The organism is Burkholderia sp. JPY481, assembly GCF_038900515.1.
GTDB classification, from domain to species: Bacteria; Pseudomonadota; Gammaproteobacteria; order Burkholderiales; family Burkholderiaceae; genus Paraburkholderia; species Paraburkholderia youngii.
In genome coordinates, this window is record NZ_JAYMRT010000005.1 from 144,231 (window position 1) to 159,421 (window position 15,191).

General features: G+C 64.8%; 14 protein-coding genes. 8 read left to right on the plus strand and 6 right to left on the minus strand.

Features of this window, described 5'->3' with window-relative positions; genetic code table 11:
- Positions 1-15: 15 nt before the first annotated feature.
- From VSR82_RS15095 to VSR82_RS15110, 4 genes are all read right to left on the minus strand, one after another.
- Positions 16-765: an SDR family oxidoreductase gene (locus tag VSR82_RS15095; RefSeq protein WP_410848902.1), complete on the minus strand. Its 750-nt coding sequence runs from the start codon at positions 763-765 to the stop codon at positions 16-18.
- A gap of 153 nt (positions 766-918) precedes the next feature.
- Complete coding sequence (gene pqqD / locus VSR82_RS15100) at positions 919-1,200, minus strand: pyrroloquinoline quinone biosynthesis peptide chaperone PqqD (RefSeq protein WP_368582775.1); 282 nt, start codon at positions 1,198-1,200, stop codon at positions 919-921.
- 86 nt (positions 1,201-1,286) lie between these two features.
- Positions 1,287-1,361 carry a pyrroloquinoline quinone precursor peptide PqqA gene (gene pqqA, locus VSR82_RS15105; RefSeq protein ID WP_083788695.1) on the minus strand — a complete coding sequence of 25 codons (75 nt, stop codon included), beginning with the start codon at positions 1,359-1,361 and terminating at the stop codon, positions 1,287-1,289.
- A gap of 214 nt (positions 1,362-1,575) precedes the next feature.
- Positions 1,576-3,561, minus strand: a complete 1,986-nt coding sequence (locus VSR82_RS15110) for a sigma-54-dependent Fis family transcriptional regulator (RefSeq protein WP_429459857.1) — start codon at positions 3,559-3,561, stop codon at positions 1,576-1,578.
- 439 nt (positions 3,562-4,000) lie between these two features.
- Between VSR82_RS15110 and VSR82_RS15115 the strand changes: the two genes are divergently transcribed.
- From VSR82_RS15115 to VSR82_RS15130, 4 genes are all read left to right on the plus strand, one after another.
- Positions 4,001-5,728, plus strand: coding sequence for a methanol/ethanol family PQQ-dependent dehydrogenase (locus tag VSR82_RS15115; RefSeq protein ID WP_498857886.1), 1,728 nt, complete (start codon positions 4,001-4,003; stop codon positions 5,726-5,728).
- A gap of 116 nt (positions 5,729-5,844) precedes the next feature.
- Entirely contained in the window at positions 5,845-7,119 is a 1,275-nt protein-coding gene (locus tag VSR82_RS15120; RefSeq protein ID WP_429459859.1) for a c-type cytochrome, read from the plus strand.
- 91 nt (positions 7,120-7,210) lie between these two features.
- The gene (locus tag VSR82_RS15125) at positions 7,211-7,525 is read left to right on the plus strand and encodes a high-potential iron-sulfur protein (protein ID WP_429459861.1); all 315 of its coding nucleotides are present in this window, start codon (positions 7,211-7,213) and stop codon (positions 7,523-7,525) included.
- 99 nt (positions 7,526-7,624) lie between these two features.
- On the plus strand, positions 7,625-8,035 hold the full coding sequence (locus VSR82_RS15130; RefSeq protein ID WP_429459863.1) for a GFA family protein: 411 nt from the start codon (positions 7,625-7,627) through the stop codon (positions 8,033-8,035).
- 9 nt (positions 8,036-8,044) lie between these two features.
- Here VSR82_RS15130 and VSR82_RS15135 read toward each other — a convergent pair whose 3' ends face one another.
- Positions 8,045-8,452, minus strand: coding sequence for a GFA family protein (locus VSR82_RS15135; protein WP_410848905.1), 408 nt, complete (start codon positions 8,450-8,452; stop codon positions 8,045-8,047).
- A gap of 30 nt (positions 8,453-8,482) precedes the next feature.
- Entirely contained in the window at positions 8,483-8,767 is a 285-nt protein-coding gene (locus VSR82_RS15140; protein ID WP_410848906.1) for a hypothetical protein, read from the minus strand.
- Between the two features lie 83 nt (positions 8,768-8,850).
- On the opposite strand from VSR82_RS15140, the gene imuA reads away from it, so the two are divergent.
- The 4 genes from imuA to VSR82_RS15160 are packed head-to-tail and all read left to right on the plus strand — an operon-like array spanning position 8,851 to position 15,147.
- Positions 8,851-9,558, plus strand: coding sequence for a translesion DNA synthesis-associated protein ImuA (imuA, locus tag VSR82_RS15145; protein WP_026228047.1), 708 nt, complete (start codon positions 8,851-8,853; stop codon positions 9,556-9,558).
- The gene (locus VSR82_RS15150) at positions 9,488-10,957 is read left to right on the plus strand and encodes a Y-family DNA polymerase (protein ID WP_410848907.1); all 1,470 of its coding nucleotides are present in this window, start codon (positions 9,488-9,490) and stop codon (positions 10,955-10,957) included. Before imuA ends, VSR82_RS15150 begins: the two co-directional genes overlap by 71 nt.
- A 32-nt stretch (positions 10,958-10,989) precedes the next feature.
- The gene (locus tag VSR82_RS15155; RefSeq protein ID WP_429459866.1) at positions 10,990-14,139 is read left to right on the plus strand and encodes an error-prone DNA polymerase; all 3,150 of its coding nucleotides are present in this window, start codon (positions 10,990-10,992) and stop codon (positions 14,137-14,139) included.
- A gap of 48 nt (positions 14,140-14,187) precedes the next feature.
- Entirely contained in the window at positions 14,188-15,147 is a 960-nt protein-coding gene (locus VSR82_RS15160; RefSeq protein ID WP_429459868.1) for an SOS response-associated peptidase family protein, read from the plus strand.
- Positions 15,148-15,191 lie beyond the last annotated feature (44 nt).

A 15,191-nucleotide genomic window follows, 5' to 3' on the forward strand; every position in this document is an offset into this window, starting at 1 on the left:
ATTCGATCGCGTCGTTTAAAGCTGACTCATCCCGCCATCAGCGATGATCTCCGTGCCGACGATAAACGCCGATTCGGGTGACGACAGATGCAACACGGTGGCGGCGATTTCCTCAGGCGTGCCGAAGCGTCCCAGCGGAATCTGATTGAGAATTTGAGCGGCAGTCGCTTTCAGGGTATCGGCGTCCAGGCCGAGCTTGCCGTACAGCGGCGTTTGCACTGGCCCGGGGCTCACCACATTCACGCGCACGCCACGCGGCAATAGCTCCGAGGACAAGGTCCTGGCGAGCGAAATCACGGCAGCCTTGCTGGCCGCATAAACGGATGAACCGGGCATGCCGATGTGCGCGTTGATCGAGCCATTGATCACCACCGAAGCACCCTTGTTCAAATGCGGCAGCAGCGACTGGATCTGAAAATAGGCGCCCTTGACGTTGATATTGAAGTTCGCGTCCCAGAGCGCTTCGTCCACGTCAGTGAAGGGCGCGAACTTTGCAGCGCCCGCGTTGATGAAGACCGCATCGAGCTTGATGCCTGCATCGCCGATCGCGATGGCGAGCTCGCGCGCGGCCGCAACCGATCCTGTGTCGTTGCGAACCGCCACCGCGTCGGCGCCAAGCCCTCGTTTCGCCTCTTCGAGCGCCGCGCTGTCACGGCCCGTGATGACGACCCGTGCGCCTTCCGCGGCGAACGCCTTTGCCGCGGCGAGACCGATTCCGCTGCTACCGCCAGTGATCAATACAGATTTGCCATGAAATCGCGTCATAACTTTCTCCAATGAGTCAGGTGAGTTACTGCGATTCAATGATGCGCCGTTTCGATGGAAATGCCGTACGATCCGGGCGATGAAATCGTTCGAGATGATCGAACATCTTTCTCGATCGAATCTGCGTGGGACGCGCACAAGTCCTGGGGCTGGTCAATCCAGCCAGCCGCGCAGCCGCGCATGATCGAGAAAGCGGTAGACGTCGGGCGCAAGTTCGGACGTGCCGAAAAGCCGTTCGAGTTCGCCGATGATGTCGTCGAGCTCGTGTTCTCCGTCGCAACGCGCGAGGATCGCGCCGGCGCTAGCGTTGAGCTTCACCATCCCTTCGGGATAGAGCAGCACGTAGGCGTCCTGCGCCGCTTCCCACTGCAGGCGGAAGACGCTGCTCAGACGGGGGCGCAGCGGCACGCCGCTATTCGAATCACGCTTGTTCATCGCGATCCCAGTGTGTTCATGGTCGTTCGTTGCGTGCGCCGCCCGCGGCGCACTACGTGCAGCGCGGGCGGCACGCCGCGGCCCGCTCAGCGATTGGCGATGTACATCGTGATTTCAAAGCCGAAACGCACTTCGGCATACGACGGGGTGATCCATTGCATGGCATGTCTCCTTGTTTGCGATTGGATGAAAAACCGCACTCGATGCGCGGCCGCTCCCTTCAAAGCAAAGGATATGCCGGTGTCGTCACGCGAGGCGGGGGGCATTCGGGAGACGGGCAGTGTTGATTTTTGGAGCACCACCGTTGCGGGATGCAACAGCGGTGCGACAGCACGTGAGCGAAACAGAAGTGCCGATGCAAGCGGCGCGATGGGCTCAAAAGTCGTCCACCGCACGACCCGGCTCGACCGCGGGCATCTTCCGGTAGATCATGTTGCGCGACACGCCGAGCTCGCGCGCCGCCGCCGACACATTGCCGCCATGCCGCGCGAGCGCCGCGGCAATCACCGACACGGTCACGTCCTGGAGGCGCGCGCACTCCGGCACGGACGCACCGCCCGCGCCTCGCGTATCCGCCGCGCCGCTCGACGCAACGTCACAGCGCAGGTCATCGAAGAAGTCATCGGGCAAATGCTCGCGCCGGATCTCGCCGTCCGCGTCGACCATGGCCGCCGCGGTGCGCAGCAGATTGCCAAGCTGCCTGAAGTTGCCCGGCCATGGACAGCGCTCGAACATCGCCATCACGTCGGGCGCGACGTGAAGCGGGTGCCCGTTCGCGCTGGCGAGCGATTCGCGCAGCAACATCTTCTGGATCACGACCGCGAGATCGGTCCGCTCGCGCAGCCGCGGCAGACGCACCACGAGGCCATTGAGCCGGTAGTAGAGATCCTCGCGGAAGCGGTTTTGCGCGATCATCACGCGCAGGTCCCGGTGCGTCGCGCAGATGATCGCGACGTCCACCGCAATGCTGCGCGTCGAGCCGAGCGGGTTGACGACGCGTTCCTGCAACACGCGCAGCAGCCGCACTTGCAGCGAATACGGCATGTCGCCGATCTCATCGAGAAACAGCGTGCCGCCGTTCGCCTGCAGCAGCTTGCCGATTGCGCCTTTGCGGCGCGCTCCGGTGAATGCGCCTTCCTCGTAGCCGAACAGCTCGGATTCGATCAGCGTCTCGGGGATCGAAGCGCAGTTGACGGCGACGAACGGCCCCGCGTGACGCGGTGAATCGTTGTGAATCGCCTGCGCGAGCAGTTCCTTGCCCGTGCCGGTCTCGCCATTGATCAGGATCGGAATGTCCTTGCCGATCACCCTTTTGACCTTCGCAATGACCGCGGCGACCTGCGGGTCGCCCGTGTCGAGATAGCTCAGACGTGAAAGCCCGGCAGCGGTGGGCGGCGGCTCTTCGCGCGCCGCCGCCCGCGCGCCCTCGTGCATGGCGACCGGGCGGCTGCCTTCGGCCAGCGACGCCCGCCTGAACTGCACGCGCGCGCAGACCACCGCGCCGCTGCTCAGGTTGAGCAGCAGGTGCGGGTCGAGACTCGCGCGCGCACGATCGATCAGTTGCGCGCTGGTGGTCTGGAACAACGATGACAACGTATGCGCGCGCAGCCCGGCGAGCGGCATGCCGAGCTGGAACTGCGCACTGCGGTTGGCCGACAGAAAGCGCCCGTCGCTCGTGAACGCGACGATGCCTTCCATCAGCGTGCCGAGAAACTCCGGACGACTATGGAAGGACACTTGCAGCGTTTCGTGAAAGGTGGTCGTGAACAGATGATTCTCGATCATCTGCACCGACATTTTGGCGAGCGCCATCGTGTGCTGATGATAGCTGCGGTAATCGCCCGTCACGTCGAGTACGCCGATCGCGTCGCCATACGGATCGAGAATCGGCACGCTCGAGCAGGTCAGGAAGCGGTTGGCCGCGAGGTAATGCTGGTCGCCGTGCACGACCATCGCGCAGCGCTCGGCCAGCGCCGTACCGATCGCATTGGTGCCCTGGCGGTCCTCGGCCCAGTTCGCGCCGGGCCGCAGCGCGACTTTCTCCGCGCGCGCGAGGAAGTCGTCGTCGCCGATCGAATGCAGGATCAGTCCTTCGGCATTGGTCAGCACGATCATGCTTTGCGTGTTGGCGATCTGCTCGCGCAGCGTCTCCATCACCGGCATCGCGTGCGCGCACAGCACCCGGTTCTGCTCGCGTTTGAGCACGAGTCCCGCGTTCGAAAGAACCTCGTAATCCGGTCGCGCCGACGCGCACAGACCAAACGTCTCGGACCGTTCGTGTGCTTTCTGAATCGCCGGTGCGGGAAAGTCATTGGACCGGACGGCCGTCTGAGTCACGGCCGGATGAACGTCATCGCGCATTGTCTCCCTCCAGCAGAGCCTGGTACCTTGCCAGACTTTTCTCCGTTTCCTTAAGCAAGCTCCAGGCCATTCATTTCATCGGCGGTCGCGAAGCGAAGAGGCTGTATTACCGCAAATCCCTACGCGTTGCGATATGCGGAGTCACCCCGAGTGGCGCTTGATCCGCGCTGCTGGCGTCGCCCCCGCCCCGAGCGATGCGCGCGAGCGCCGCGATTGTGCTGTTTCTCAACACTCCATCGTCCGGCGTTGTACCGGGACGCAACAGATGGAGCGCCATGCGGGCGAGATGTCCCGCAGCGCGTTTCAGGCGCGCCGCCCTTTCGGACTCGTTCACAAAAATGGCATGCCACTTGCAGTAACGGCATCGCAACCGGATCGCACGGAACGAAGGGGCGACGCCTCTCCCGGCACTGCATCGACAAACACTCAGGAGACGACCATGAAGAACCGTTCGCCCGCCGCTGGCCGGCTGGCTGTCCTTGGAGCGAGCATCGCGATCGCGATGGCACTGAACGTGGCTCCGGTGGGCGCCGCCCCGGACTATCCCGCGGTGACCTACGAGCGCCTCGCTCAAGCGCAAAGCGACCCGGGCTGGCTGACCTATTACCGCAGCTATAGCGGCCAGTCGCATTCCCCTCTGAAGCAGATCGATGCATCGAACGTCGCCGGACTCAAGCAGGCCTGGAGCTATCGCTTCCCCGCGGAACTCAAGCAGGGCTTCGAAGCAACCCCGATCGTCAACGGCGGATACCTTTTTGTCAGTACGCCAAAGGACAACGTCTATGCGTTCGATGTCAAAACCGGCACGCAGCTGTGGAAATACGAGCCGAAGCTCGGCGCGGAATCGTTCAAGACCGCCTGTTGCGACGTCGTGAATCGCGGCGTCGCGCTGTATGGCAAGAACGTCTACGTGGCGATGCTGAGCGGCGAGGTGGCCGCGATCGACGCGCAGAGCGGCAACCTCGTGTGGAAGAAGCAGATGTTCGAGCCGGGTCTCGGCTACGCGTTCTCGCTTGCGCCGCTCGCGCTCGACGGCGCGATCGTCGTCGGCACGTCGGGCGGCGAATATGGGATTCGCGGCTATATCGCCGCGCTCAATCCCGACGACGGCTCGATCATCTGGAAGCGCTATGCGATCCCGAGTGCCGGTGAGAAAGGCAGCGACACATGGCCCGACGGCATGCAGGAACATGGCGGCGGCGCGGCGTGGCTGACCGGCACCTACGACGCAGCCACGCAGACGCTGTACTGGGGTGTCGGCAATCCGGGGCCGTGGCTCGCCGCGCTGCGTCCCGGCGATAACCTGTACTCCGATTCACTGCTCGCGCTCAATCCGAAGAACGGCGAGCTGAAGTGGCACTACCAATACACGAACAACGACACGTGGGACTACGACGGCGTCAACACGCCGGTCCTTGCGAACATCAGCTACAAGGGCAAGCCGTATGACGCGATCATCCATGCCGACCGCAACGGCTTCTTCCACGCGATCGACCGCAAGACCGGCAAGCTGATTTACGCGGAACCGTTCGTCAAGGCGCTGTCGGTGACCGGCTACACCGCCGACGGCAAACCGGTTCAGGACGCCAGCCGGTTTCCGAAGGCCGGCACGACGATCAACACCTGCCCAAGCTTTCTCGGCGGCAAGAACTGGTGGTCGACCTCCTACGATCCCGAGCGGCACATCGCGGTGGTGCCGTCGCTGCATGCGTGCATGAGCCTGTCCGGCAAGTCGGTCAGCTACATGGAGGGCCTGCCCTACCTCGGCGAAGGCTTCGAGATCCAGCCTGAACCGGGCAGCCAGGGTTATGGCGAGCTTCAGGCCATCGACGTCAATACCGGCAAGAAGCTGTGGGGTCACTGGACCAAAATGCCCTGGAACGGCGGCGTCGCCACGACGGCCAGCGGCCTCGCCTTCAGCGGCTCGCTCGACGGCCATCTGTACGCGTTCGACGTGACCACGGGCAAGGTGCTGTGGGAAAGCCCGCAACTCGCGAGCGGCATCGTCGCGCAACCTTCCGTGTTCGAAGTCGATGGCAAGGAATACGTGGCCGTGCTGGCGGGCTACGGCGGTGCGAATCCGATCTGGGGCGGCCCGATGGCCGACGTCGCGAAGGACGTTCCGCGCGGCGGCACGCTGTATGTGTTCGCGCTCGATCGCAGCTGAGCGCAGCCACTGCACCCTCATCGTTCTGCACCTCCGACTCTCGCAGCTGCATCTCTCCGCGCCCGCACGCAGTTCAGGCGGGCGCGGTGTTCCCGCCATCACAGGAACGCACCATCATGAACATTCGACTCACTCAGGTTGCTCTCGCCGGCGCGCTCGTCGCCGGCGCCGCGCAGGTTGCCGTCCACGCGGCCACGCAGACGTCGTCCAGCGTGCGCGTATGCACGATGCCAGGCAGCCCTTCGGCCGAGCTGGACAAGTCCGTTGCACGTGCGGTGTTGAACGCCGCGGGCATCGCCGCGACCTTCGCGTCGCGCGGCATCGATGACGACGGCGGCGACGACGGCATCTCCGCTCGCGAGCTGTCCAAATCGCTGCAGCGCGACTGCGATGTGATCGCGGGCTTTCCGCGTTCGAGCGTGGCCGACGGCTCCGACTCGCAGCTGCTATTTTCCGAGGGCTATCTGCACTCCGGCTATGTCAGCGTCACGCTGCGCGGCACCCATGCGGCCAACCCCAGCGTCGCGGCGCCGGACGGCAAGATCACGATTGCGGCCACCTGGTCGAGCCCGTCGCAACTGATCGCGGTCCAGCAGAAGAACGCGCGCTTCGATCTGGAAACCACCTCCAGGCTGACCGTCGACGCCGTCGCGAAAGGACGCGCGCAACGCGCGATCGTCTGGTACCCGGCCGTGGTCGCATATCGGCGTGCGCACCCGCAGCAGCACTTCGACGTCGCCGCCGCCGAATCGCCTTATGCCGACTGGAAACTCGTGTTCGCATCGGGACCCGGCACGCAGCAGTTGCAAAAGCGCATCGATGAAGCGCTCGTGCGCTTGCGCAGCGATGGCCGGCTCGCGGCGCTGACGCGCAACTGGGCATTACCAGCCACGATCGCGACCGATTCGGCGACCCCTCACGCGAGCCTCGTGCGCAGTGCCGCGCGCTATCTCGACGGCCCGACGCAGCCGTCGCCGCGTGCGGACGTATGGCGCGCGAGCGGCATGCCGGCCGCCGGCGGCTTCATCAAGGTCGCGGCGACGACCGAGGCACCGTCTTTCGATCACGATCAGGTCGCCCACGGCGAACATCTGTATGCCGATTCGTGCGCGAAATGCCACGGCGAGAAGCTCGAAGGCAACACCGCGCCTTCGTTGAGCGGACCGGCCTTCGCGCCAGCGGCGAACTCGCATCTGACGATCGGCGGCATCTATCAGTACATGTCGACCAACATGCCCGCGGATCATCCCGGCAAGATGAGCGACGAGGAGTACGCCGATCTGATGGCCTTCCTGCTCTATACGAATGGCTACGACACCGGCAACGTGAAGCTGACCGCGCAGGCCGCGCAATCCTCGACCACACCGCTGAATGCGGGACCGCGCCACTGACACGTTGCATCGCACTGCATTGCAACGCCACGCCGCTTCGATCGAATGGAATGCGGCGTGGACGACCCATTTCTTTTCTCAGGACACCATCATGGTCTCTCACAATCGCAGACACTTCATTCTTCAGGCCGCGGGCGTGTGCGCCGCGCTCGCCAGCGCCGACCTCGCGCTCGCCGCGCCGCCGCCCGTCGACGAAAACGACGCCACCGCAGGCTCGCTCGGCTATCGTGCGAAAGCGAGCAGCGTCGACACCGCGAAGTTCCCCAAGTACCACGCGGGCCAGACCTGCGCGAACTGTCGCTTCTATACCGGCGCAGCGGGCGAGGCCGCCGGACCGTGCCCGATGTTCCCCGGCAAATCGGTTGCGGCGGACGGCTGGTGTAATGTCTATGCGCCAAGAACCTGAGCGCTGGTAATCTACCGTCCGCCGCGCGTATTCTTAGGCTCTCCAACCAAACAGTGCAAACAGCGCAAACAGCGAGAGCATTTGAACCGGAGAAGATCGATGTCGAGTCCCTGGACGGGCCGGTGCCTATGCGGCGCGGTGCAATACGAAGCTCACGGTGATTCACTCGCGCAACTGATCTGCCATTGCCGCGATTGTCAGCGCGCTTCCGGTTCCGCAGGGTTGCCGGTCGTCGTAGTGACAGCCGCCGGCTTTTCGTTCAAAGGCGACGTCAGGCCTTATACGAAGACCGGCGGCAGCGGCATGCCGACGACGCGCAACTTCTGCGCTCATTGCGGCAGCCTGCTGTTCGGCACGCCGCATCATGCACCGGACATAGTGACCCTCTACGCCGGCACGCTCGATGATCCTGCGCGGTTCGAGCCCGAGTTCGTTCAGTTCGTGTGCGAACGCCATCAACTTGACGCTCACCTGCCTGACATTCCCCACCATCCGCGAAGAGCGCCCTGACCCGCGCAATCAAAGATGCCTTGTTTGCTCGGGCGGATTGCCCCAGTCGTTGTGCAAGCCATCGCGATAGGTCACGGGCGCGTTCAACGCTGCATCGAGATCGAGTTCATCGAGACACATGATGTTGACGTTGATATACGGATACCCCGTGCCGTTCGGCATATCGATGCGGTCGAATACGTGAACCCCGCAGCGCTGGCAGAACGGGTGATGCGCAACCGCATTTTTCCCCTGATATTCGCTGAGCGTGGCTTCATCCGAAAGCAGACGAAAGTCCTCCCGACGAACCTGCACGTGCCAGAACCGCAGCCTGCTGCAATAACTGCAATTGCATTTCGACGTGCCCTTGTCGAAATCGATGCGAGCCTCGAACTTCACGGATTGGCAGTGGCAACTTCCGAGGTACGTGCGCAGCATGGGGTTCTCCGAGGTTGAGGGCAGCTGCAATTATGGACGGCACGACTTCGCGCTGCCAACGCACGAGCCGTCGCAACCCTCGCAGTAATGGCGGTCGCGCACCGCGCGATCCACGCGCCAGACGTTAGCCTCGGCCGGCCGCGCCGTTCCCACCGAGCGGCCGTTTTCCCGCGCATGAAAGTTCGGCTCGCCCGCCTTGCCGCGGCGAATCGCTTCATCGATGCCCGGCTCGCCGAACACCGCCTTCAGTTCGGCCACGAACGCCGCGATCTCGGGCATCGGATGCCCGGCCGGCTTGCGCACTCGCATGTCCATTCATCCGCTCCCGAAAAAGTGCCTATTCGCCATATCTTAAAAACGATGTAGGATACTGTATATCCATACAGGTATTTTCGCAAATGACAACCGCCCTGCCAGCACCGGAAGCCATTCACCCGTCCTTGTGGCGGGCGTCCCAGCTTGGCGCTGGCCGCGGCCGCAGCGTCGATACCGGTTATCCGGCCCTGTCGGCGGAATTGCCCGGCGGCGGCTGGCCGCTCGGCGCGCTGGTCGATCTGCTGGTGCAGCAGGCCGGCGTCGGCGAACTGCGGCTGTTGCAGCCGGCGCTCAGCGCCGTCGGCGAGCGTCCGGTCGCCTTCGTGCAGCCGCCGCATACGCCGGACGGCCTCGGGCTGAACTACATCGGCCTGTCGCTGCAGCAGGTGCTGCGCATCAATGCACCGAAAACCGCCGACGCGCTGTGGTCCGCCGAGCAGATCCTGCGCGCCGGCAGTTGCGGCGCGCTGATCTTCTGGGCGCAGTACGCGCAGGCGTCGTCGCTGCGCCGTCTGCATCTGGCCGCGCAGTCGTCGGAGACGCTGTTCATCATGGTGCGGCCGCTCGCCACCGCGCAGGACGCGTCGCCCGCGCTGCTGCGGCTCGCGCTCAGGCCATCGGCCGAAGGTCTGACCATCGACATCGTGAAACGACGAGGGCCCGCTCGCGCAGAGCCCCTGTCGATTCCCCTTCAACCCACACCCGTTCTGCTTTCCCGACATGCGCGTCTTTCTCGCCGTTCATCTGCCAAAGTTGCCGCTCGAGGTCTTCAGACCGAAGTGGTCGCCTGAGCCCGCGCATGGCTGCGCGGTGCTGGAGAAAGACAAGGTGGTCATGGCCGATCCCGCCGCGCGCTCGGCGGGCGTGCGTGCGGGCATGAAGCGCGGCGGCGTGCTGACGCTGTCGCCGGAAACCGAGATGTATGAGCGCGACAGCGGCCGCGAAGCGGCGGCCCATCGCGAGGTGGGGATCGCGCTGATGCGCTTCTCACCCGAAGTCGCGCTGCTCGATGAGGCGACGGTGGTCGTCGAGATCGGCGCGAGTCTGCGGCTCTTCGGCGGCCTGCTCGCGCTGTGCCGCGACGCGAAGGCCATTCTCAATGCGCTCGGCTTCACCGCGCGCATCAGTGCCGCGCCGACCGGCCAGGGCGCGTGGCTGCTCGCGAAGTTCGGCAACCGCCGCGTGCTGAAGCTCGCGTCGCTCGAACAGCGCCTCTGCGCGCTGCCGATGCTCGCCGTGCCCGAAGTCCGTCCGTTCGCCGACTGGTTCACGGGCCTCGGCTGCGAGCGCATCGCCGATCTGCGCCGCCTGCCCCGCGCCGGCTTGCAGCGCCGCTGCGGCGAACATTTGCTCGACTCGCTCGACCGCGCATTCGGCACCGCGCCCGAACTGTTCGACTGGCTCGAACTGCCGCCCACGTTCTCGGCGCGCATCGAGATGCCGGACCGGCTCGAACACGCGGATGGCGCGGTGTTCGGCGCGCAGCGGCTCGTCGTGCAGCTGTGCGGATGGCTGTGCGCGAAGCAGCTCGCGGTCAGCGGCATTCGCCTGTCGCTCGAACACGAGCGCGGACGCAATGCGATCGAGCCGACCACGATCGACATCGCGCTCGGCGAGCCGACCTGGCGCGAAGAACATCTGATGCGGCTGCTAAAGGAACGGCTGCATCGCATCGAGCTCGCCGCGCCCGTGATTGCGTTGCGGCTCGACGCATCGAACGTCGAATCGGCCGCGCCCGCGTCCGCGACGCTCTTTCCCGAACCGGGCGGCTCGCAGGAAGACCACGAGCGCCTGCTCGAACTGCTGGTCGCGCGGCTCGGCGAAGAGAACGTGCTGAAGCCCGCGCCGAGCGCCGATCATCGCCCGGAGATCGCGAACCGCTGGCTGCCGGTGTCGCAGCCGGTCAAGCTCGGACCGCTGCCGCAGAATCTGCCACGCCCGACGTGGATGCTCGACACGCCCGTTCGTCTGTTGATGCGCCAGCACCGCCCGTTCTATGGCTCGCCGTTGCGCATGGTGTCGCCGGGCGAGCGCATCGAGAGCGGCTGGTTCGACGGCGAACTCGTCACGCGCGACTACTTCGTCGCGCAGGCGGACGACCAGAGCTGCTACTGGATCTACCGCGAGCGCGTGAGCAGCCGCGACGCGGAAGAAGAGCAACGCTGGTTCCTTCATGGCCTGTTCGGCTGACAGGCGCGGCTGATATGCGCGGATGAACGGCCATGGACACCACCTTCACGATGCTGCCGGCATATGCCGAGCTGTTCTGCTTTTCCAACTTCACGTTTTTGCGCGGCGCGTCGCACGCCGAGGAACTGGCCGAGCGTGCCGCGCAACTCGGCTACTCCGCGCTCTCGATCACCGACGAATGCTCGCTCGCGGGAGTCGTGCGCGCGCATGTCGCGGCGAAGGAAGCGAAGCTGCCGTTCATCGTCGGTTCGTATTTCCGGCTCGTCAATGCCGATGGTTCGCCGGCCTTCGGCCTGATCCTGCTCGCCCGCAACCGCAACGGCTACGGCAATCTGTCGGAGCTGATCACGCTCGCGCGCATGCGCGCGCCCAAGGGCGAATACCGGCTAACGCCGCAGGATCTGTCGCGGCCGGAGAAGGAATATCGCCACCTGCTCGGCATGCCCGACTGCCTCGCGATTCTGGTGCCGGATTTCCCGGCCAGCGAAGACGCGCTCGACGCACAGGTCGAATGGCTCGACGAAACCTTCACCGGCCGCGCATGGGTCGGCCTCGTGCTGCATCAACGCGCGATGGACGACATGCATCGCGGCGCGGTCGAATTCGTCGCGAAGAGCCGCGACGTGCCCGTCGTCGCACTCGGCGAAGTCGTGATGCACGTGCGCTCGCGCAAGCCGCTGCAAGACACGATGACCGCGATCCGGGTCGGCAAGCCGGTCCATGAGTGCGGCTACGATCTCGCGCCGAACGCCGAGCAGCATCTGCGCTCGCGGTTGCGGCTCGCCAACCTGTACCCGGAAGACGCGCTCGCCGCGACGGTCGACATCACGAGCCGCTGCACGTTTTCGCTCGACGAGCTGCGCTACGAGTATCCCGACGAGCTGGTGCCGGCCGGCCATACGCCGGCCTCGTATCTTCGCCAGGAGACCTATATCGGCGCGCAGCGGCGTTTTCCGGCGGGGATTCCGCATCCCGTGCAGCAGCAGATCGAGCACGAACTCGAACTGATCGCGGACTTGCAGTACGAGCCGTATTTCCTGACCGTCTACGACATCGTCCGCTTCGCGCGCAGTCAGCACATTCTGTGTCAGGGGCGCGGCTCGGCCGCGAACTCGGCGGTCTGCTACTGCCTCGGCGTGACCGAAGTGGACCCCGCGCGCGGCAACATGCTGTTCGAGCGCTTCATCAGCAAAGAGCGCGGCGAGCCGCCCGATATCGACGTCGACTTCGAGCACCAGCGGCGCGAAGAAGTGATCCAGTACATCTATCGCAAGTACGGCCGCGACCGGGCGGCGATCGCGGCGGCGGTGTCGACCTATCGTCCGCGTGGCGCGCTGCGGGAAACGGGCAAGGCGCTCGGCGTCGATCCGCAGATCGTCGATGCGGTCGCGAAGTCGCATCACTGGTTCGATGGCCGCCAGGATCTGCTCGCGCGCTTCGCGGAATCCGGCCTCGATCCGGACAAGCCGCTGATTCAGGCCTGGGCAAAGCTCGCCTCGCAGCTGCTGAATTTTCCGCGCCATCTGTCGCAGCATTCGGGCGGCTTTGTGATCAGCCGCGGCAAGCTCACGCGGCTCGTGCCGGTGGAAAACGCGGCGATGGCCGAGCGCTCGGTGATCGAGTGGGACAAGGACGACCTCGAATCATTGGGCTTGCTGAAGGTCGACGTGCTCGCGCTGGGAATGCTGTCGGCGATCCGGCGCACGCTCGACTTCGTGTCGGAACAGCGCGGCGAACGCTTCGAAATGCAGGACATTCCGTCTGAAGATCCGGCGACCTACGCGATGATTTCAGCCGCCGATACGGTCGGCGTATTCCAGATCGAATCGCGCGCGCAGATGAGCATGCTGCCGCGCATGCGGCCGAAGACGTTCTACGACCTCGTCATCGAAGTCGCGATCGTGCGGCCGGGTCCGATTCAGGGCGGCGCCGTGCATCCGTACCTGCAGCGCCGCCAGGGCTTCGAGCCCGTCACCTATCCGAGCGACGCGTTGAAGACCGCGCTGGGCCGCACGCTCGGCGTGCCGATCTTCCAGGAGCAGGTGATGCAGGTGGCGATTCTCGCGGCCGGCTTCACCGCCGGCGAAGCCGATCAGCTGCGGCGCGCGATGGCCGCGTGGAAACGCAAAGGCGGGCTCGAAAAATACTATGACCGCATCGTGCTCGGCATGCAGGAGCGCGGCTACGACCAGGCCTTTGCCGAGGCGATCTTCGAGCAGATCAAGGGCTTCGGTGAATATGGCTTCCCCGAAAGTCACGCGGCCAGTTTCGCACTGCTCGTCTATGCGAGCAGCTGGCTCAAGTGTCACGAACCCGAAGCCTTTCTCGCCGCGATGCTGAACAGCCAGCCGATGGGCTTCTATTCGCCGTCGCAACTGGTGCAGGATGCGCAGCGGCACGGCGTCACGGTATTGCCGGTCGACGTGACGGTGAGCGGCTGGGATTCGTCGCTCGAACACCGTGCGGGGGCGACGCGCCCTGCCGTGCGGCTCGGTCTTTCGCTGCTGCGCGGCATGAAGGACGGCGCCGCCGAACGGATCGAGAACGCGCGCGCGGTTCGTCCGTTCGCGAGCGTCAACGATCTCGCGCGCCGCGCGCAGCTCGACCGCAAAGACCTGCATGCGCTCGCGGATGCGAATGCGTTGGCAGCGCTCGCGGGAAACCGCCGCGAAGCGCTGTGGCAGTCGGTCGCCGCGGTGCCGGACAAGGATATGCTCGCGGCCGCCGCGACTCAGGACGAAACGCCCGAACTGGGCGCACCGAGCGAAGCGCACGACATCGTCGCCGACTACCGCTCGCTCGGCCTGACGCTGAACCGCCATCCGCTGGAGCTGCTCAGGCCGCAATTGCTCGCGAACCGGCTGATGCCGGCCTCGACGCTGCGGACCTATCGCGACGGCCGCCTCGCGCGCGCCTGTGGACTGGTGACGGTGCGTCAGCGACCTGGCACGGCCAAGGGCGTCGTATTCGTCACGCTCGAAGACGAGACGGGCAACGTCAACGTGATCATCTGGCCGGGCCTGCTCGAAAAACAGCGCAAGGAAGCGTTGGGCGCCACGCTGCTCGCCGTGTACGGCACGTGGCAGTGTCAGGGAGAAGTCCGGCACCTCGTCGCGCAGCGGCTCGTCGATATGTCCCATCTGCTGGGCAAGTTGCAAACGACGAGCAGAAACTTCTGCTGACGCAAGCGTGCGAATGCGTATCATCGGAACAGCAAACGGAGGGCATCCATGTGCTATTCGGCTCAGATTCTGGCGGACTACCGGCGCTACGTCCGCATGTTCGGCGCGCAGATGAGCATCGAGGAATTCGCGCGGCTTTTCTTCGAACGCGCTGAGGACAATCAGGCCAGGATTCCCAAAGCGATGGAAGACGCCTTCTCGGAACCGCAGTCCGACGCGGAACGGGAAGTCTGGGCGCTGATCGAACGCTTCCGGTCGCAGCAGACCGCAAAGCTCGAACAGGAACTGTTCAAACAGCGCACCCGCTTCGCCGATGCCGAGCGCTCCTTGCAGACCAAAGTCACCAAAGCGGCGACCGAGAGCCAACGGATCGCCAAAGACAAGATCGACCGCACGCTCGAACGCCTCGACGATCTGCGCCGGGTCGATCCCAAAGCAGCCGACTCGCGCATCTTTCCAGGCTACTACGCGCCGGTACTGGTGATGGAAAACGGCCAGCGCGTCGTCAAACCGATGCGCTATCAGTGCCGCCTCGCCGGCAAGCCCGCATCGTACGACACCCGCTATCCGGGCACGTACAACGCTCGCCGCGACAGTCTCGAAGGTTTCTGGAAGACACTATTTGGCTACTCACATGGACTCGTGCTGGCCAGTTCGTTCTATGAGAACGTATCGCGCGCGCGGATGGAAGGCCGTGAACTGGCGCCCGGCGACAAAGATGAAAACGTCCGGCTGGAGTTCAGCCCCAATCCGCCCCACGACATGCTGGTCGCATGCCTATGGTCACGCTGGAGCGGCAAAGGCGAGCCCGATCTCTCGTCCTTCGCCGCCATCACCGATGATCCGCCACCCGAGATTGCCGCCGCCGGCCATGATCGCTGCATCATTCCGATCAAGCCCGAGCATATCGACGCATGGTTGAATCCCGATCCGCACGATCTGGCAGCGCTGTACGCGATTCTCGACGATCGGGACCGGCCGTTCTACGAACATCGGATCGCGGCCTGAATACAACATGCGGTTTTCCAGGCCGCGCAATACGGTGCCGGATC